Consider the following 16,106-nt stretch of genomic DNA (forward strand, 5'->3'; position numbering starts at 1 on the left):
ATACCAAGATCATGGTTTCAGGCGCACCCCGATGAACGCACCCTCCATCCGGCCCGCCAAACTGGCGGACGCGATCGCCGAGCACGTCCAGCAGATGATCCTGGAGGGGTCGCTGCGACCCGGCGAGCGGCTGTTGTCCGAGCGTGAGCTGTCGGCGAAGCTCGACGTGTCGCGCCCATCGCTGCGCGAGGCGCTCGACAAGCTGATCGCCGCGGGTTTCCTGACCACCAACGCGCAGGGCGTGGCCCATGTCAGCGAACAGATCGGCAAGAGCCTGCGCGATCCGCTGGTGCAGTTGATGGATACGCCGGAGGCGCGGATCGACTGCCTCGAACTGCGCGCCGAGATGGAGGCGGCGGCAGCGGCGTTTGCCGCTGAGCGCGCGTCAGCGGTTGACCGGGAGGCGATCACGCGATGCTTCCAGGCGATGACGACCGCGCACGAGGTGCAGGATGTCGATGAGATCGCGCGCACCGACGCCGAATTCCATTTCGCCATCTATGAGGCGAGCCACAACCTGATGATGATGCACTTCATGCGCAGCATCGAGAGCATCTTGCGTTCGAACGTCTATCTCAATCGCAAGAATCTGTACGAGCATCGCCGCCAGAAGGACTCACAGCTTCATGAGCATCAGGCGATCTACGACGCGATCATGGCCGGCGACGCAGAAGGCGCCCGCGATGCGGCGCGGCTGCACATGACCACCGCGATGCGCACCCAGCGCGAAATCTACGAGGCGGAACGCCGGCTGGAGGCGAGTATCCGCCGCCTTGCGCGGGGCGACATCGTCGCGACGAAGAAGGTGCGCGCTGCCGAGGCGTGATGGCGCGTGCACCCAGGCGCCAGTCAGTTGTGCATTACGTCCGTCCAGTCGACGTCGCACATGCCGTAACGGTGAACGCGACCCGACCAAGCCGGCCATAATCGGCGATATATCGTCCGGGAAGCAGCCAGCCGCGCTCTCCGATCTTGCCGGTCACGATCAGGTCGGCGGGCCGGGGCGCATAGCCGGCGCGGCGCGCCAATGCCTTCACCGCCTCGACGCTCGCATCTTGTCCGTTCAGTGACTCGCCCGCGGTGCCGGATGTCACGGGCTGGCCGTCGCGAGTGAGCGTGACACGCAGCGCGTCCAGATCCCGCCCGCCTGTTGGTTGCGCCGCACCGCGCACGTAACGTGCGGCGGAGATGTTCGCAGCCACCATGTCTACTGCGCCGTAATGCGCCGGATCGCGATAGGCGATGTCGGGTAGGTCGATCACCGGCAGGACGTGTCCATTTTCGTGGCCGAGCTTCAGCTCGAACGCCGCCTTGCGATAGCCGCACAGGGAGACGGTCCCGTCCGCATCCGCACGACCGTCGGCGAACAATACGCCGACCAGAGGTTCGTCCACGCCCCGCCCGGCCATCGATGCCGCCGACATAAGGCCGCCCTTATAGCCCGCGACGTGCCCGCCGGCACGCAGCCGCTCGCGGACATAGCGCTGCTGCAAGCGATATGCCTGTGCGATCGAAATAGCCGGGCGGCTCGCAGTAATCGGGGTGAGCGGCACGCCTGCCCGCTCAGCGGCGGTCATGCGGGCGATATAGTTTCCGTCCCCGGAGGCGCAGCCTGCCAGCCCCAGCAAGGCCAAAGCGATGAGTTTCATGACGGGATCATCCACGGCACCAGATGCTGCTGCACCATCACGATAACACCGAGGACGAACGTCAGAAACACGCTGTGTTTGAACGTGCGGGCGAGGATCGCGCCTTCCTGTCCGCGACAATCGGTGGTGCTGGTGCCGGTGGCGATGTTCTGCGGCGAGATCATCTTGCCCAGCACCCCGCCCGACGCGTTGGTGGCGGCCATCAGCACCGGGTTCAGGTCCAGTTGCCGCGCGGCGACGACCTGCAAATTGCCGAACAGCGCGTTGCCGGACGTGTCGCTGCCTGACAGGAACACCGCCAGCCAGCCGAGGAATGCGGAAAGCAGCGGGAAGAGCGGCCCGACCGATGCGACTCCGACACCCAATGTGTACGCCATGCCCGAGTAGTTCATCAGATAGGCGAGCCCGACGATCGTCATCGTCGTTGCGAGCGGCAGGCGGATCTGACGCAGCGTTTGCCGCATGGCGGCGGTGAGCTGCGGTGCCGACAGTCGCACCAGCAGCGCGGTGATGATGGTCGCGACCAGGATCGCGGTGCCGGTAGCCAGCGGCTGGAACGTCCAGATCGCAGCGTAGCTTTTGCCGTAGGTTGTGATGAAGATGGCGTCGTGCAGGCCGGGCCATTCCAGCTTGCGCTCACCGAACGTGTTCACCTTCAGATGAACCCACAGGATCACCGTCACTGACAGCACGATCCAGGGCAACCAGCCCTTGATGCTGCCGCTTGCGCGCTCCGGCGGGGCATCGGTTTCGATCGGGCGCAACGCAAAAGCGGGATCGGGCGCAAACCGCCACAGCTTCACGAACAGCAACGTGCTCAGCAGCGACGCCAATGAGGAGAGCACGTCGGTCAGCGCATAGCCGAGGAAGTTCGACGACAGGAACTGCATCGACGCGAACGATCCGCCCGCGACGAGCAGCACGGGCCAGATGCCGCGGATCGCGCGCACGCCGCCGTACACGGCGATGACGTAGAAGGGCAACAGGAGCGCAATGATCGGCAGTTGCCGCCCGACCATCGCCCCCAGCGCGACGTCGTGAAGTTGCGTGACCGCACCCAGCGTTATGATCGGCGAACCAAGCGCGCCGAAGGCGACCGGCGCGGTGTTGAACATCAGCGTGAAAACGATCGCCTCGATCGCGGGGAAGCCGAGGGTGATGAGCAGGGCACTGGTGATCGCGATGGGGGTGCCGAACCCGGCCACACCCTCCAGCAAGCACCCGAACGAAAAGCCGATGACGATCAGCGCGACCCTTCGGTCGTTGGGCAGGTGGCGCACCATCCAGTCGCTGAACGCCGCGAAACTGCCCGAGGCGACCGCCACATTGTAGAGCAGCAACGCGTTGAGCACGATCCACATCACCGGCCATGCCGCAAACGTGGCGCCGGCGGCTATGCTGTTCAGCGCAAGGTCTATCGGCATGCGCCACACCGCCACCGCCAGCAGCAATGCGATCAGCACGCCCGCGACGGACGCCTGCCACGCCGGACGCCTGAGTACGCCGAGCAGGAGAAGCACGGTCACGATCGGCAGGGCGGCGATCAGGAACGACAGCGGCAGATTGTCCGCGACAGGCGTAACGAGCTGACGAAACATACTTCTCCCCTTACGCCGCGCCTGTCGGCGTCGGTTGCTTCTTGCTTAGGGCTAACTGACCAACGGGTTGATTGGCAAGTATAACTATCCAGAAAAATTAGCCGGGAACCGGCGCATCAGGATTGTGCCAGGAAAGCCGATGCTCGAATCCGCCGAGAAAGGTTTATCGGATCCTCCGCGCCCATTGTCATGCATGGTAAGTAATGTTAGCCAAGAACGTGATGATGGTTGCGGTTGGGAGTGGATGGCATGATCGGCAACGATGCGGACGTGTCGACGGGTGTGGATCGTCGGAGCGTTCTGGGCGGAGCGGCGCTGCTCGGCGCGTCGGCGACGCTGTCCGGTACGGCCGCCAGCGCGCAGGTGCCGGGTACGGGCTGGGAGTGGGGACCGATGCGCTGGGTCCAGATCTGCGCCACCGAGGACGATCCGGGACGGTACGACAAGCAGTTCTGGCTCGACTTCCTGCAACGAACCCGAACGCAGGGCGTGTGCCTGAGTGCAGGCGGGGTCACGGCTTTTTACCCGACGGCGGTGCCGTTCCACTATCGCAGTCCGTTCCTGGGGACGGGCGACATGTTCGGCGAACTGGTGCACGCCTGCAAGAAAATGGATATTCGCGTATTGGCGCGGGTGGATCCCCACGCGATGCGCGCCGACGCGCTGGCCGCGCATCCCGAATGGGTCGCGCGTGACGCAGCCGGACAGCCGAAGCGGCATCCCGCCGATCCAGAACTCTATCTGACCTGCCCCAACGGGCCGGTCACCTTCGAATGGATGCCGCAGGTGCTGCGCGAAATCGTCGCGCGCTATCCGGTCGATGGCGTATTCGGCAATCGCTGGGCGGGAAGCGCGGGCATCTGCCACTGTCAGGTTTGCCGTACGAAATTCAAGGCAGCGAGCGGTCTGGCGATTCCCGCCGCGCTGAAGGATGTCGGCGATCCGGCGGTGCGCGCCTATCTCGTCTGGGACGATTCGGTGCGTTACGAGCAGCTCGATCTGTGGGCGCGAACGGTGACGGGTGTGAACCCGCGCGCGTTCTTCACGCCCGGCACTTGGGGGAAGCTCGATCCGCGCCGCCTTCGCCGCACCGCCCGGGCGCTGTTCGCGGATCGGCAGGCGCGCAGCGGCAACGCGCCCGCATGGCTCAACGGGCGTAGCGCGAAGGAAACCGCGTGCCTGATGCCGGACCGTCCGGTCAGCGGCATCTTCGCGGTGGGCGAGACGGCGACGCCCTATCGCTTCATGGATTCGGTGCAGGCTCCGACCGAGATCCGCGCCTACCTCCACGACGGGCTGGCACATGGATTCCGTCCGTGGATGACCAAGTTCAAGGCGGAGGTGTTCGACAAGCGTTGGGTACCGGCGGTCACCGAATCATACGCATGGCATGCGCGACACGAGAAGTACTTCCGCAACACCGACAATCTGTCGCGCGTGGCGATGCTGCATTCCGCCCAGACCAACACCTATTACGTGCCGGAGGTACCGCGCGATAACGGAGCGGGCGGGCCGCAGGACGCGCAATCGCTGCGCGGCGGACAGGACGATGCCAGCAACGGTTTCTATCAGGCGCTGATCGAGGCACGCGTACCGTTTGCCTTTGTCGATGAGCGTCTGCTCGATGCGGAGGCGATCGACCGGTATCGCGTTATCGTGCTGCCCAACATCGCCGCGCTGTCGGACGCGCAATGCGCGGCGCTGCGCGGTTATGTGCGTCGCGGTGGTGCGATCGTGGCGACGCACGAAAGCTCGCTTTGCGATGAATGGGGCAAGCGGCGCGCCAATTTCGGCCTGGCCGACCTGTTCGGATGCGACTACGCCGGGCGCGTCGACCCGCGGGTGCACAACAGCTACCTGTCCGTACGCGGTCCCCATCCCTTGACGATCGGGCTGGATGATACGCCGCGCATCATGGCCGGCACCAGGCAGGTCCACGTTCGCCCGCACGATCCGCGCATGGCGGCGGCCTTCACTTCGGTGCCGAGCTATCCCGACCTGCCGATGGAGAAGGTCTATACCGCCACGCGCACCACCGACGTGCCGATGGTCTATGCGCGAACGGTGGGGAAAGGGCGCGTCGTCTATTTCCCCTTCGATCTTGATCGCACTTTCTGGGAGAATTCGACCGGCGATCACCTTGCCGTATTGCGCAATGCGGTGGCCTGGGCGGCGGATGCGTCGCAACCGATGACGGTCGAGGGCCCCGGCCTGCTGGACGTCGCTTACTGGCGGCAGCGTGACTCCGTGGCGGCGCATCTGGTCAACCTCACCAACCCGATGGCGATGCGCGGTTACATGCGCGAGGTGTTGCCGGCCGGCCCGTACCGCGTGACGCTTCAACTCCCGCCCGGCGCGCGGCCGACGGCGGTCCGCCTGCTGGAGGCGGAACGCGACGCGCCCTATCGCCGCGACGGCAATCGGCTGATCGTCGATGTGCCTCAGGTAAAGTTGCATGAAGTCGTGGCGGTCGACCTCGCATGAGCGCGGAGCCCAAGCCGATGGCACCTGCCTGGACCGACGCCGACGCACGCGGCGCGTTACGCCACCTGTTCGATGTCGCGGTGGCGAGCGCCGATCCCGCGGTGATGCTGGCGCGACACCTGCCCGCCAAGCCGGCAGGCCGCTGCATCGTCGTCGGCGCGGGCAAGGCCGCGGCGTCGATGGCGCAGGCGGTCGACATCGCTTGGCCGGACGTGGAACTGACCGGTGCGGTGGTCGTGCCCTACGGCTATGGCCTGTCCGCCGGAAGGATTGCGGTGCGCGAGGCCGCGCATCCGGTGCCCGACCCGGCCAGTGAGGCAGCGGCGCGCGAAATCCTCGACCTGGTTGCTCGCTTGTCGCCCGACGACCTGGTCCTGGTGCTGATTTCCGGCGGCGGATCGTCGGTGATGGCGCTGCCGGCGCCGGGCATCACGCTGTCGGACAAGCAGGAGGTCAGCCGGCTGCTGCTCGCTTCCGGACTGGACATTCGCACGATGAATGTCGTTCGGCGGCGCATGTCGGCGATCAAGGGCGGCAAGCTGCTCGCCGCCGCGCAACCGGCGCGCGTGGTGACGTTGGCGATCAGCGACATACCCGGCGACGACGTGGCGTCGATCGCGTCCGGACCTTCGATCCCGGATTCGACCGCCGACGTCGACCTGGGCCATGTCGTCGCGCTGCTCGGCGCACAGCTGCCCGCCGCGGTCACGGCACGGCTGCTGGCACCGGCGGAGGCGCGGGTGACGAGCGCCGACTGCGACGTTCGGTTGATCGGAACGCCGGCCGCCGCACTGGACGCAGCGGCGGCGGCAGCGCGGTGCGTCGGGCTGCATCCCGTGCTGCTGGGTGACGATCTGGAGGGGGAGAGCCACGTTCTGGGAGCCGAGATGGCGACGCTGGCGCAGCGCGGGGTGGTGGTGCCCACCGTCTTCCTGTCCGGTGGCGAGACCACAGTCACGCTTGCCGGGCGCGCGTGCGGACGCGGCGGACGCAACACCGAGTTCGCGCTTGCGCTCGCCTGCGCGCTGGACGGCGATGACGGCATCTGGGCACTCGCCGCCGACACCGACGGGGAGGATGGCGCCAGTCGGGCGGCGGGTGCGATGATCGGGCCGGACACGATCGCGCGGGCGGCGGCGGCGACGCTGGACGCGCGCAGCTATCTGGCCGCGCATGACAGCGCGACGCTGTTCGACGCGCTCGGCGATTTGCTGCTGACCGGCCCGACACGCACCAACGTGAACGATTTCAGGGCAGTGCTGGTGCTGCCGCAGGAGATGCAGCGATGACGCGACTGGCCGCCAACCTGACGATGCTGTTCAACGAATTGCCGTTCCTCGACCGTTTCGCGGCCGCAGCGGGTGCGGGTTTCGAAGCGGTGGAGTTCGTTTCCCCCTATGCCGAGCCGGTATCGGCGGTGGCCGATGCCGCTCATCGAAGCGGGCTGACCGTCGCGCTGTTCAATTTGCCGGCGGGCGATTGGGCCGCCGGGGAACGCGGCTTCGCTGCCGATCCGGCGCGGGTGGACGAGTTCGCGCGCAGCATCGACACCGCGCTGGAATATGCTCGCGCCACCGGTTGTCGCACATTGCACGTCATGGCGGGCAAGATCCCCTTCGACGCCGACCGGGCGCGCTGGACCGAAACACTGATCGCCAATCTCCGCGCTGCGGCGGATCGGGTGGCGGGTGAGGGTATCACGCTGGTGCTGGAGCCGATCAACACCCGCATCGACGTTCCCGGCTATTTCTATGATCGGACCGACACGGTGCTGGAGGTGATCGATGCGGTAGGACGCGACAACGTGAAGTTGTTGTACGACATCTACCACATGCAGATCATGGAGGGTGATGTGACCCGGGCGATCGAGCGGCTGCTTGCGCGGATTGGCCATATTCAGATCGCCGACAATCCCGGCCGTCACGAGCCCGGTACCGGCGAGCTGAACTTTCCGTGGCTGTTCGAACGGATCGATGCGCTGGGTTATGCCGGCTGCATCGGATGCGAGTATTCGCCGGTGGCCGGAACGACGGCGGGATTGCACTGGGCCGCGCCCTATCTGGCCCGCGCCTGACAAGATCTTCGAGGGCACACCACCGACCGTACCGGTGACAAAATCACCCCGCTATATGCCCGCAATATGCGATTAGCTGGAATCGCTCTCGAATTGCTACGCGACCTGCGCCTAATCGAGCACCCCTGAAGGCGACGTAACCAGACGATCGCCGCTCCGAAGGGGTGCAATGACGAAGTTCCTTCACGCAGCCGTGATCACGGTCCTGCCGGCGATCCCGATCGCTGCACAGGCGCAGTCCGCGCCGACCGACAAGATCGTAGCGACCGGGCAAGCGGTTCCTCCGCCCGCATTCACCATCAGTGGTTCGGCCGCGATCGTCTCCGACTATCGCTTCCGCGGCGTGTCGCAATCGGACACGGAGATGGCGGTTCAGGGCGGCATCACGGTCGCGCACGACAGCGGCCTCTACGCAGGCGGGTGGGCGTCCAATCTGGCGGGATGGGGCACGTTCGGCGGGGGCAACACGGAACTCGACCTGATCGGCGGGTACAAGGTCAGGCTGGCCGGCCACGCGACCCTCGATGCAGGGCTGACCTGGTACATGTACCCCGGCGGGGCCGACAAGACCGACTTTGCCGAGCCCTACGCCAGGCTGACCGGCACCGCCGGCCCGGTGACGTTGACGGCGGGCGTCGCCTATGCGCCCCGACAGCAGGCGATCGGCAGGTGGTACGCCAGCGGAGCGGATGCCGCGAGCGGCGTCTACAACAGCCCCGGCGCGAAAGAAGACAATTTCTACCTCTGGGGTGACGGCGCACTGGCGGTGGCGGGCACCCCCCTCACGGCCAGGGCGCATGTCGGCCATAGCTGGGGTCAGGACGGCCTGGGCCCCAACGCGACCGCGGTATCGCCGACCGGCGAATACTGGGACTGGTCGCTCGGCGCGGACGTCACCTATCGGAACCTGACCTTCAACATCAGCTACGTCGACACGGACCTCTCCATCCGAAGGTCGGCCTACCTTCTGCCGAGCTTCAGCAAGGGCCAGGACGGCATCGGCACGATCGCCGATGGCACCGTCACGGTCGCGCTGATCGCCGCTTTCTGATCGCGAGGAACTTGTGATGCAGGATCTGCTCTGGATCGCGATCATGGTGGGGCTGGTGGCGCTGACGATCGCCTACGCCCGCCTGTGCGACAACGCCTGAGGACGCCCATGATGACCCTCGACCTGTGGCTGGCTGCGCTCATCGCATGCGGCCTCCTCATCTATCTCGTGGTGGTGCTGATCCGCCCCGAACGCTTCTGAAGGAGGCGATCATGACACTTCCGGGCTTGTTCCTGATCCTCGGCTTCATCGCCATCCTGCTCGTGCTGACCAAGCCAGTCGGTGCATGGCTGTTCGCACTTTACGAGGGGCGGCGAACGCCGCTCCACATCGTCCTCGGTCCAGTCGAGCGCAGCTTCTACAAGGCGGCGGGTATCGATCCGGGGAAGGAGCAGGACTGGCGCCGCTACGCCTTGCACATGCTGGCGTTCAACACCGCGCTGATGGCGTTCACCTATGCGATACTTCGCTTGCAGGGTGTGCTTCCCGGCAATCCGCAGGGACTGGATGGCCTCAGCCCGCATCTGGCCTTCAACACGGCGGTGAGTTTCACCACCAACACCAACTGGCAGAGCTATGGTGGTGAAAGCGTCATGTCGAACCTCAGCCAGATGCTGGGGCTGGCCATCCATAACTTCCTTTCCGCAGCAACCGGCATCGCGCTCGCCTTCGCGCTGTTTCGCGGGTTCGCACGTCGCGAGGCGAAGGCGATCGGCAATTTCTGGGCCGATGTGACGCGCGTTACGCTGTACCTGCTGCTGCCGGTCTGCGTCGTCTACACGCTGTTCCTGGTCGCGTCCGGCGTGCCGCAGACGCTGGCCGGCGTCGTGGACGTCACCACGATCGAGGGTGCGCGGCAATCGCTCTTGCTCGGCCCCGTCGCCAGCCAGGAAGCGATCAAGATGCTCGGCACCAATGGCGGCGGTTTCTTCAACGCCAATTCGGCGCATCCGTTCGAGAACCCGACCGCGCTGACTAACCTTGTCCAGATGCTGTCGATCTTCCTGATCGGCTTCGGTTTGACATCGGCGTTCGGCAGGGCGGTGGGCAATCCGCGGCAAGGCCGGGCGATTCTGTCGGCGATGGTGATCCTGTTCCTGGCCGGCGCGACGATCGTCTATTGGCAGGAAGCAGCAGGCAACCCGGTACTGCATGATCTTGGCGTCGCCGGCGGCAACATGGAAGGCAAGGAGGTGCGGTTCGGCATCGCCGCGTCGGCATTGTTCGCGGTCGTCACCACGGCCGCGTCTTGCGGCGCGGTCAACGCGATGCACGACAGCTTTACCGCGATCGGCGGCATGATCCCGCTGTTCAACATGCAGCTTGGCGAAGTCGTGATCGGCGGGGTCGGGGCGGGCATCTACGGTTTCCTGCTGTTCGCCATTCTGGCGGTGTTCGTCGCCGGGCTAATGGTCGGGCGAACGCCCGAATATGTCGGCAAGAAGATCGAGGCGCGCGAGGTCAAGCTGGCGGTGCTCGCGATTGCGGTGCTGCCGTTGATGATCCTGGGGCTGACCGCATTGTCGTCGATCCTGGGATCGGGGCTGGCCGGGCCACTCAACAAGGGACCGCACGGTTTTGCGGAGATCCTCTACGCCTTCACCAGCGCGGTCGCCAACAATGGATCAGCTTTCGCAGGCGTGACCGCGAACACGCCATATTATAACGGCTTGTTGGGTATCGCGATGTGGGTCGGGCGCTTCTTTGTCATCGTGCCGATGCTGGCTATCGCCGGTTCGCTCGCCGCCAAGAAGCACACGCCGGAGAGCGCGGGCTCGTTCCCGACCACCGGCGGCCTGTGGGTCGGCCTGCTGGTCGGCATCGTCCTGATCCTTGGCGGTCTCACCTTCCTGCCGAGCCTCGCGCTCGGTCCCATCGCCGATCATCTCGCGATGATCCGCGGCCAGCTTTCCTGATCGGGGGCCATCATGGCGAAAGCCCATTCCAGAAGCCTGTTCACGACCGACCTCGTCCTGCCGGCGGTCAAGGGATCGTTCGCGAAGCTCGATCCACGCGCCCTCATTCGCAACCCCGTCATGTTCGTCACCGCAGCCGTCGCGGTGCTGGCGACCCTGCTGCTCGTTATTGGACAAGACGCTCTCGGCTTCGCCTTCAAGGCGCAACTGGCGGTCTGGCTGTGGCTGACCGTCCTGTTCGGTACGTTCGCCGAGGCACTTGCGGAAGGACGCGGCAAGGCACAGGCGGCGAGCCTGCGCGCGACGAAGGCGGAGTTGATCGCCAAGCGACTGAAAGGCGACGGGCGGTCGTGGGACGAGGTGCCAGCCAGCCAGCTGGTCGTCGGCGACGTCGTGCTGGTCGAGACCAACGAGCTGATCCCGTCGGACGGTGATGTCGTCTCCGGTGTCGCTTCGGTGAACGAAGCCGCGATCACCGGCGAAAGCGCGCCGGTGATCCGCGAAGCAGGTGGCGACCGCTCGGCTGTGACGGCCGGAACGCGCGTCATCTCCGACGAGATCCGCGTCAAGGTGACGGTAGAGCCGGGGAAGGGCTTTCTTGACCGCATGATCGCGCTGGTCGAGGGGGCCGAGCGGCAGAAGACGCCCAACGAGGTCGCGCTGACGATCCTGCTCGTCGGGCTGACGATCATCTTCCTGATCGCGGTGGGCACGATCCCGGGCTTCGCTTCCTACGCGGGCGGCGGCATACCTGTCGTGATCCTGGCGGCGCTGTTCATCACGCTGATCCCGACAACGATCGCTGCCCTGCTGTCGGCGATCGGCATCGCCGGGATGGACCGGCTGGTACGCTTCAACGTGCTTGCCAAATCCGGTCGCGCGGTCGAGGCGGCGGGCGACGTCGACGTGCTGTTGCTGGACAAGACCGGGACGATCACCATCGGAGACCGGCAGGCGTCGGAGTTTCGGCCGGTGGCGGGCGTCGGCGGCGCCGAACTGGCCGAGGCGGCGCTGCTCGCCAGCCTTGCCGACGAAACCCCGGAAGGCCGCTCGATCGTGGTGCTGGCGCGCGAGCTTTTCGACCTTCGGCGGCCCATGCCGGGGGATGCCGAAATCATCGCGTTCACCGCTCAGACGCGGGTCTCAGGAATCCGCATTGGTGACACGCTGATCCAGAAGGGTGCGGTGGCGTCGATCCTCCGGGCCAATGAAGGGTCCGGCGAGACGGCGGCCGCAACGGAATTGCGGCGGATTACCGACGAGATCGCGCGCGCGGGCGGCACGCCGCTTGCAGTGGCGAAGGACGGTCGGCTGCTTGGCGCCATCTTCCTCAAGGACGTGGTGAAGGTAGGGATCCGAGAGCGTTTCCGCGAGCTGCGCACGATGGGCATTCGCACGGTCATGATCACGGGCGACAACCCGCTAACCGCCGCAGCGATCGCGGCGGAGGCCGGCGTCGACGACTTCCTCGCTCAGGCGACCCCCGAGGACAAGCTGGAGCTGATCCGCAAGGAACAGGCCGGCGGCAGGCTGGTAGCGATGTGCGGGGACGGCACCAATGACGCACCGGCGTTGGCGCAGGCGGATGTCGGCGTGGCGATGAACACCGGCACGCAGGCCGCGCGCGAGGCGGGCAACATGGTCGACCTCGACAGCGATCCGACCAAGCTGATCGAGGTGGTCGGCCTGGGCAAGCAGCTGTTGATGACGCGCGGCGCGCTGACGACTTTTTCGGTCGCCAACGACGTCGCCAAGTATTTTGCGATCATCCCGGCGATGTTCGTGGTGCTGTACCCCGGGCTGGGCGTGCTGAACGTGATGCGGCTGGCGACGCCGCAGTCGGCGATCCTGAGCGCGATCATCTTCAACGCTCTTATCATTCCGCTGCTGGTGCCGCTGGCGCTGAGGGGGGTCGTGTACAGGCCGATGCCCGCCGGGCCGCTATTGGCCCGCAACCTCGCCATCTACGGCCTTGGCGGCCTTCTCGCCCCGTTCGTCGGCATCAAGATCATCGATCTTGTGGTCGGCGGCCTGGGTCTCGCGTAAAGGATCAAGCACATGGGTAACGATGTCTCTTCCGCGCTGCGCCCCGCAATCGTCATGACCATCCTGTTCGCCATCCTGCTGGGTGTCGCCTATCCGCTGACGATGACCGCCATCGGTCAGGCAGTTTTTCCGGCGCAGGCGAACGGCAGCCTCGTGCGTGACGAGCGGGGCAAGGTGATTGGTTCGACCGTCGTCGGACAGGCGTTCACCTCCGGACGCTACTTCCAGACGCGGCCTTCGGCTGCCGGCACCGGCTATGACGGGCTTGCTTCGTCTGGATCGAACCTTGGCCCGGCGTCGAAGGCGCTGGTCGAGCGCGTCGGTGCGGATGTCGCGAAGCGGCGCGGCGAGGGCGCATCGGGGCTGCTTCCCGCCGACCTCGTCACCGCCAGCGGATCCGGGCTCGATCCCGATCTGTCGCCGGATGCCGCGCTGGTGCAGGCCGCGCGGGTCGCCCGCGTCCGCGGCTTGCCCGTCGCGCGGGTTCGGAGGCTGGTGACCTCGCATATTGCCGCCTCGCTGCTCGGGGCGCCGCACGTCAACGTGTTGTCGCTCAACCGCGCACTTGATGCATTGCCGGGCAAGTCTGCGATAGCGGCGCGCCCTCGCTGATGCCGGGTGCCGACGCTCGACGACCGCAACCAGAGGCCCTTTTGCGTGCCGCCACGCAGGAGGGCCGAGGGCGGTTGAAGATATTCCTCGGCGCGGCACCGGGGGTCGGCAAGACCTGCGAGATGCTGTCGGAGGGTGCGGCACGCCGACGCGACGGAGCGGATGTGGTCATCGGGCTGGTCGAGACGCACGGTCGCGTCGAAACCGAAGCGCTCACGCGTGTTCACGAGATCGTCCCGCGCCGCGACATGCTGTATGAAGGGCGCACGCTTCGCGAGATGGATCTGGACGCCATCCTCGCGCGTGCGCCGCGCCTCGTCCTGATCGACGAACTGGCGCACACCAATGCGCGCGGCAGCCGTCATCCGAAGCGCTACCAGGACGTCGAGGAGCTGCTGGCGGCGGGGATCGACGTCTATACCACCCTCAACATTCAACACGTCGAGAGCCTGAACGACGTCGTTGCCAGCTTTACCCGCGTCCGCGTTCGCGAGACGGTGCCCGACAGCATCCTCGAAGCAGCCGAAATAGAAGTCGTCGATATCCCGCCCGACGAGTTGATCGAGCGGCTGAAGGCCGGCAAGGTCTATTTGCCCGAGGAGGCGACGCGCGCGCTCGGCCACTTCTTTTCGAGAGCGAATTTGTCCGCGCTGCGCGAACTGGCGCTGCGTCGTGCGGCGCAGGCGGTCGATGCGCGCATGCTTGACGATATACGCGCTCTGGGTCTGGGTGGCAGCTGGGCGGGCAGCGACCGGATCGTGGTGGCGATCAACGAGCTGCCGGGTGCGGACGCGCTGGTGCGTGCGGCCAAGCGCCTCGCCGACGGGCTACGCGGGCCGTGGACCGCCGTGTTTATCGAGACACCGCGCGCCGCGCACTTCACCGACGAGCAGCATGGCCGGGTCGCCGCGGCGATGACGCTGGCGGCGCAGCTCGGCGGGTCGGTCGCGACCGTGCCGGCGTCCAATGTGGTCGAGGGTATCCAGTCCTTTCTGGCCGACGCACGCGCGACGCAACTGGTGATCGGCAAATCGCGGCGTTCGTGGTGGTTCGAATTGCGACACGGCTCGGTGGTGGATCGACTGGTCCGGGCGACGCCGGGGATCGCGATCCACGTCATGCCGATGGCCGATGACCTTGCGGATACGCAACGCGGCACGCGCGCGCGGACACGCTGGGGATCGCCGGTCGGCTATGGAGTGACCAGCGCGATCATCGCCGCCGTGACCATCGGCGGCGTCATGCTTCAGCCAGAATTCGACCTCGGCAATCTGGCGTTGCTGTACCTGCTACCCGTGATGGTCGGTGCCAGCCTGTTCGGGCTGCGCACCGGACTGTATGCCGGTCTGGCATCCAGTCTGGCCTACAATTTCTTCTTTCTGCCGCCGGTCGGCACGCTCAGCATCAGCAATCCCGAAAACGCGGTATCCGTCGTCGTTCTGCTCGGCATCGCCGCGGCCACCAGCCAGCTTACCGCCCGCGTGCGCGCCCAGGCTGATCTTGCCACCGCGAGCGCCAGGACGAACGCCACGCTGACCGGCTTCCTTCGCCAGATCGCCGGCGTCAACGACGCCGATGTCGCCGCGCAGATGATTTGCGACGACGTACGACGGCTGCTCGGCGTGCAGGTCGTTCTGCTCGGCGCAGGGGACAGCGGCGATCTGCCGGTGCTGGCCGCCAGTGATCCCGCCTACCGCCTGGACACCATGGACAACGCCGCCGCGCGCTGGGCGTTCGACAACGGAACATCGACGGGCCGCGGCTCGGGCACGCTCGCCGCGTCCGACTGGCTGTTCCAGCCCTTGCAGGCCGGTGACCGTGTGCTGGGCGTGCTCGGCGTGGCGAACGAAACGGCGGGCAAGGCGGTGCGGGCCGATCGCCTGCCGCTGCTCAGCAGCCTGATCGATCAATCCGCGCTGGTACTAGAACGGCTGCGGCTCCAGACCGAGATGCGCGATGTCGACGTGGTCCGTACCCGCGACCGGCTTCGCGCGGCGCTGCTCTCATCGGTCGGTCACGATCTGCGCACTCCGCTGACGGCGGTGATCGCTGCGGCCGACGAACTTCAGCACGGCTGTACGCCCGAGTTGATCGGCACCATCAGGTCGGAGGCGGCGAGGCTGAACCGGTTCGTCGCCAATCTGCTCGATATGGCGCGGATCGAGGCGCGCGCGCTCAGCCTCAAGATCGAGGCCACGGACCTCAGCGATGCCGTGACCGGTGCGGCGCATGATGCGCGACGCGCGCTGGAGGGTCATCAGGTCCGGCTCGACGTGCCGCCCGATCTGCCGCTGGTCCGCGCCGATCCTCAACTTCTCCATCATTGCTTGCTGAACCTCCTCGACAATGCTGGTCGGTACGGCCAGCCGGGAACGGAGATCGTCATCAAGGGGCGCAACATGCTCGGTGAGATCTGCCTCGCCGTGCTCGACCGCGGTCCCGGACTTCCTCCCGGGCGCGAGGCGGAGGTGTTCGAGACGTTCAGGCGACTGGAAGGCTCCGATCGCGCCGTCGGCGGAACCGGGCTGGGCCTTGCCATCGTCAAGGCGTTCGCCGAAGCGATGGGGATGACCATAAAGGCGTCGAACCGGACGGATGTCGCCGGGGCGGCGTTCGCGCTGGTGTTTCCGTCAGACCTCATCGTCCGTGAGATCCCCACCCGGAGTGTATCCTGAC

At 66.3% G+C, this 16,106-nt stretch carries 12 protein-coding genes; 10 read left to right on the forward strand and 2 right to left on the reverse strand.

Annotated features, from left to right (window positions below; all coding sequences use genetic code 11):
• Positions 1–31 precede the first annotated feature (31 nt).
• Complete coding sequence (locus tag ASE95_RS16055) at positions 32–826, forward strand: FCD domain-containing protein (protein WP_056638516.1); 795 nt, start codon at positions 32–34, stop codon at positions 824–826.
• Between the two features lie 34 nt (positions 827–860).
• Here ASE95_RS16055 and ASE95_RS16060 read toward each other — a convergent pair whose 3' ends face one another.
• Positions 861–1,649: a 2-keto-4-pentenoate hydratase gene (locus ASE95_RS16060; protein WP_156348088.1), complete on the reverse strand. Its 789-nt coding sequence runs from the start codon at positions 1,647–1,649 to the stop codon at positions 861–863.
• Positions 1,646–3,247: an L-lactate permease gene (locus tag ASE95_RS16065; protein WP_056638520.1), complete on the reverse strand. Its 1,602-nt coding sequence runs from the start codon at positions 3,245–3,247 to the stop codon at positions 1,646–1,648. Before ASE95_RS16065 ends, ASE95_RS16060 begins: the two co-directional genes overlap by 4 nt.
• A 249-nt stretch (positions 3,248–3,496) precedes the next feature.
• Here ASE95_RS16065 and ASE95_RS16070 point away from each other — a divergent pair, with 249 nt between their 5' ends.
• The 9 genes from ASE95_RS16070 to ASE95_RS16110 all read left to right on the forward strand — a co-directional run bounded on the left by ASE95_RS16070 (position 3,497) and on the right by ASE95_RS16110 (position 16,105).
• On the forward strand, positions 3,497–5,731 hold the full coding sequence (locus ASE95_RS16070) for a ThuA domain-containing protein (RefSeq protein WP_056638523.1): 2,235 nt from the start codon (positions 3,497–3,499) through the stop codon (positions 5,729–5,731).
• Positions 5,728–7,020 (forward strand): glycerate kinase type-2 family protein, encoded by a 1,293-nt coding sequence (locus tag ASE95_RS16075; RefSeq protein WP_235528366.1) that lies wholly within the window; start codon positions 5,728–5,730, stop codon positions 7,018–7,020. Before ASE95_RS16070 ends, ASE95_RS16075 begins: the two co-directional genes overlap by 4 nt.
• Positions 7,017–7,805: a 2-oxo-tetronate isomerase gene (gene otnI / locus ASE95_RS16080; protein ID WP_056638526.1), complete on the forward strand. Its 789-nt coding sequence runs from the start codon at positions 7,017–7,019 to the stop codon at positions 7,803–7,805. Before ASE95_RS16075 ends, otnI begins: the two co-directional genes overlap by 4 nt.
• A gap of 169 nt (positions 7,806–7,974) precedes the next feature.
• On the forward strand, positions 7,975–8,856 hold the full coding sequence (locus ASE95_RS16085; protein ID WP_056638529.1) for a TorF family putative porin: 882 nt from the start codon (positions 7,975–7,977) through the stop codon (positions 8,854–8,856).
• A 111-nt stretch (positions 8,857–8,967) separates the two neighbouring features.
• A complete protein-coding gene (kdpF, locus tag ASE95_RS16090) occupies positions 8,968–9,057 on the forward strand; it encodes a K(+)-transporting ATPase subunit F (RefSeq protein ID WP_082450223.1) in 90 nt (29 codons plus the stop codon).
• 11 nt (positions 9,058–9,068) lie between these two features.
• Positions 9,069–10,772, forward strand: a complete 1,704-nt coding sequence (gene kdpA / locus ASE95_RS16095; RefSeq protein ID WP_056638538.1) for a potassium-transporting ATPase subunit KdpA — start codon at positions 9,069–9,071, stop codon at positions 10,770–10,772.
• A 12-nt stretch (positions 10,773–10,784) separates the two neighbouring features.
• Complete coding sequence (kdpB, locus tag ASE95_RS16100; protein ID WP_056638541.1) at positions 10,785–12,818, forward strand: potassium-transporting ATPase subunit KdpB; 2,034 nt, start codon at positions 10,785–10,787, stop codon at positions 12,816–12,818.
• Positions 12,819–12,830: 12 nt separating this feature from the next.
• On the forward strand, positions 12,831–13,430 hold the full coding sequence (gene kdpC / locus ASE95_RS16105; protein WP_056638544.1) for a potassium-transporting ATPase subunit KdpC: 600 nt from the start codon (positions 12,831–12,833) through the stop codon (positions 13,428–13,430).
• Positions 13,430–16,105, forward strand: coding sequence for a sensor histidine kinase (locus ASE95_RS16110; protein WP_056638547.1), 2,676 nt, complete (start codon positions 13,430–13,432; stop codon positions 16,103–16,105). Before kdpC ends, ASE95_RS16110 begins: the two co-directional genes overlap by 1 nt.
• The last annotated feature ends 1 nt before the right edge of the window (position 16,106 follow it).

The sequence above is a fragment of the Sphingomonas sp. Leaf231 genome, assembly GCF_001421995.1.
In the GTDB taxonomy this organism is placed as follows: domain Bacteria; phylum Pseudomonadota; class Alphaproteobacteria; order Sphingomonadales; family Sphingomonadaceae; genus Sphingomonas.

What these genes read in the sequence shown, in the direction of transcription:
- ASE95_RS16075 (WP_235528366.1), top strand. Translation starts at nt 5,728, where the DNA reads ATGAGCGCGGAGCCCAAGCCGATGGCACCTGCCTGGACCGACGCCGAC.
- ASE95_RS16060 (WP_156348088.1), bottom strand. Translation starts at nt 1,649, where the DNA reads ATGAAACTCATCGCTTTGGCCTTGCTGGGGCTGGCAGGCTGCGCCTCC.
- ASE95_RS16065 (WP_056638520.1), bottom strand. Translation starts at nt 3,247, where the DNA reads ATGTTTCGTCAGCTCGTTACGCCTGTCGCGGACAATCTGCCGCTGTCG.
- ASE95_RS16110 (WP_056638547.1), top strand. Translation starts at nt 13,430, where the DNA reads ATGCCGGGTGCCGACGCTCGACGACCGCAACCAGAGGCCCTTTTGCGT.
- otnI (WP_056638526.1), top strand. Translation starts at nt 7,017, where the DNA reads ATGACGCGACTGGCCGCCAACCTGACGATGCTGTTCAACGAATTGCCG.
- kdpF (WP_082450223.1), top strand. Translation starts at nt 8,968, where the DNA reads ATGACCCTCGACCTGTGGCTGGCTGCGCTCATCGCATGCGGCCTCCTC.
- kdpB (WP_056638541.1), top strand. Translation starts at nt 10,785, where the DNA reads ATGGCGAAAGCCCATTCCAGAAGCCTGTTCACGACCGACCTCGTCCTG.
- ASE95_RS16070 (WP_056638523.1), top strand. Translation starts at nt 3,497, where the DNA reads ATGATCGGCAACGATGCGGACGTGTCGACGGGTGTGGATCGTCGGAGC.
- ASE95_RS16055 (WP_056638516.1), top strand. Translation starts at nt 32, where the DNA reads ATGAACGCACCCTCCATCCGGCCCGCCAAACTGGCGGACGCGATCGCC.
- kdpC (WP_056638544.1), top strand. Translation starts at nt 12,831, where the DNA reads ATGGGTAACGATGTCTCTTCCGCGCTGCGCCCCGCAATCGTCATGACC.
- kdpA (WP_056638538.1), top strand. Translation starts at nt 9,069, where the DNA reads ATGACACTTCCGGGCTTGTTCCTGATCCTCGGCTTCATCGCCATCCTG.
- ASE95_RS16085 (WP_056638529.1), top strand. Translation starts at nt 7,975, where the DNA reads ATGACGAAGTTCCTTCACGCAGCCGTGATCACGGTCCTGCCGGCGATC.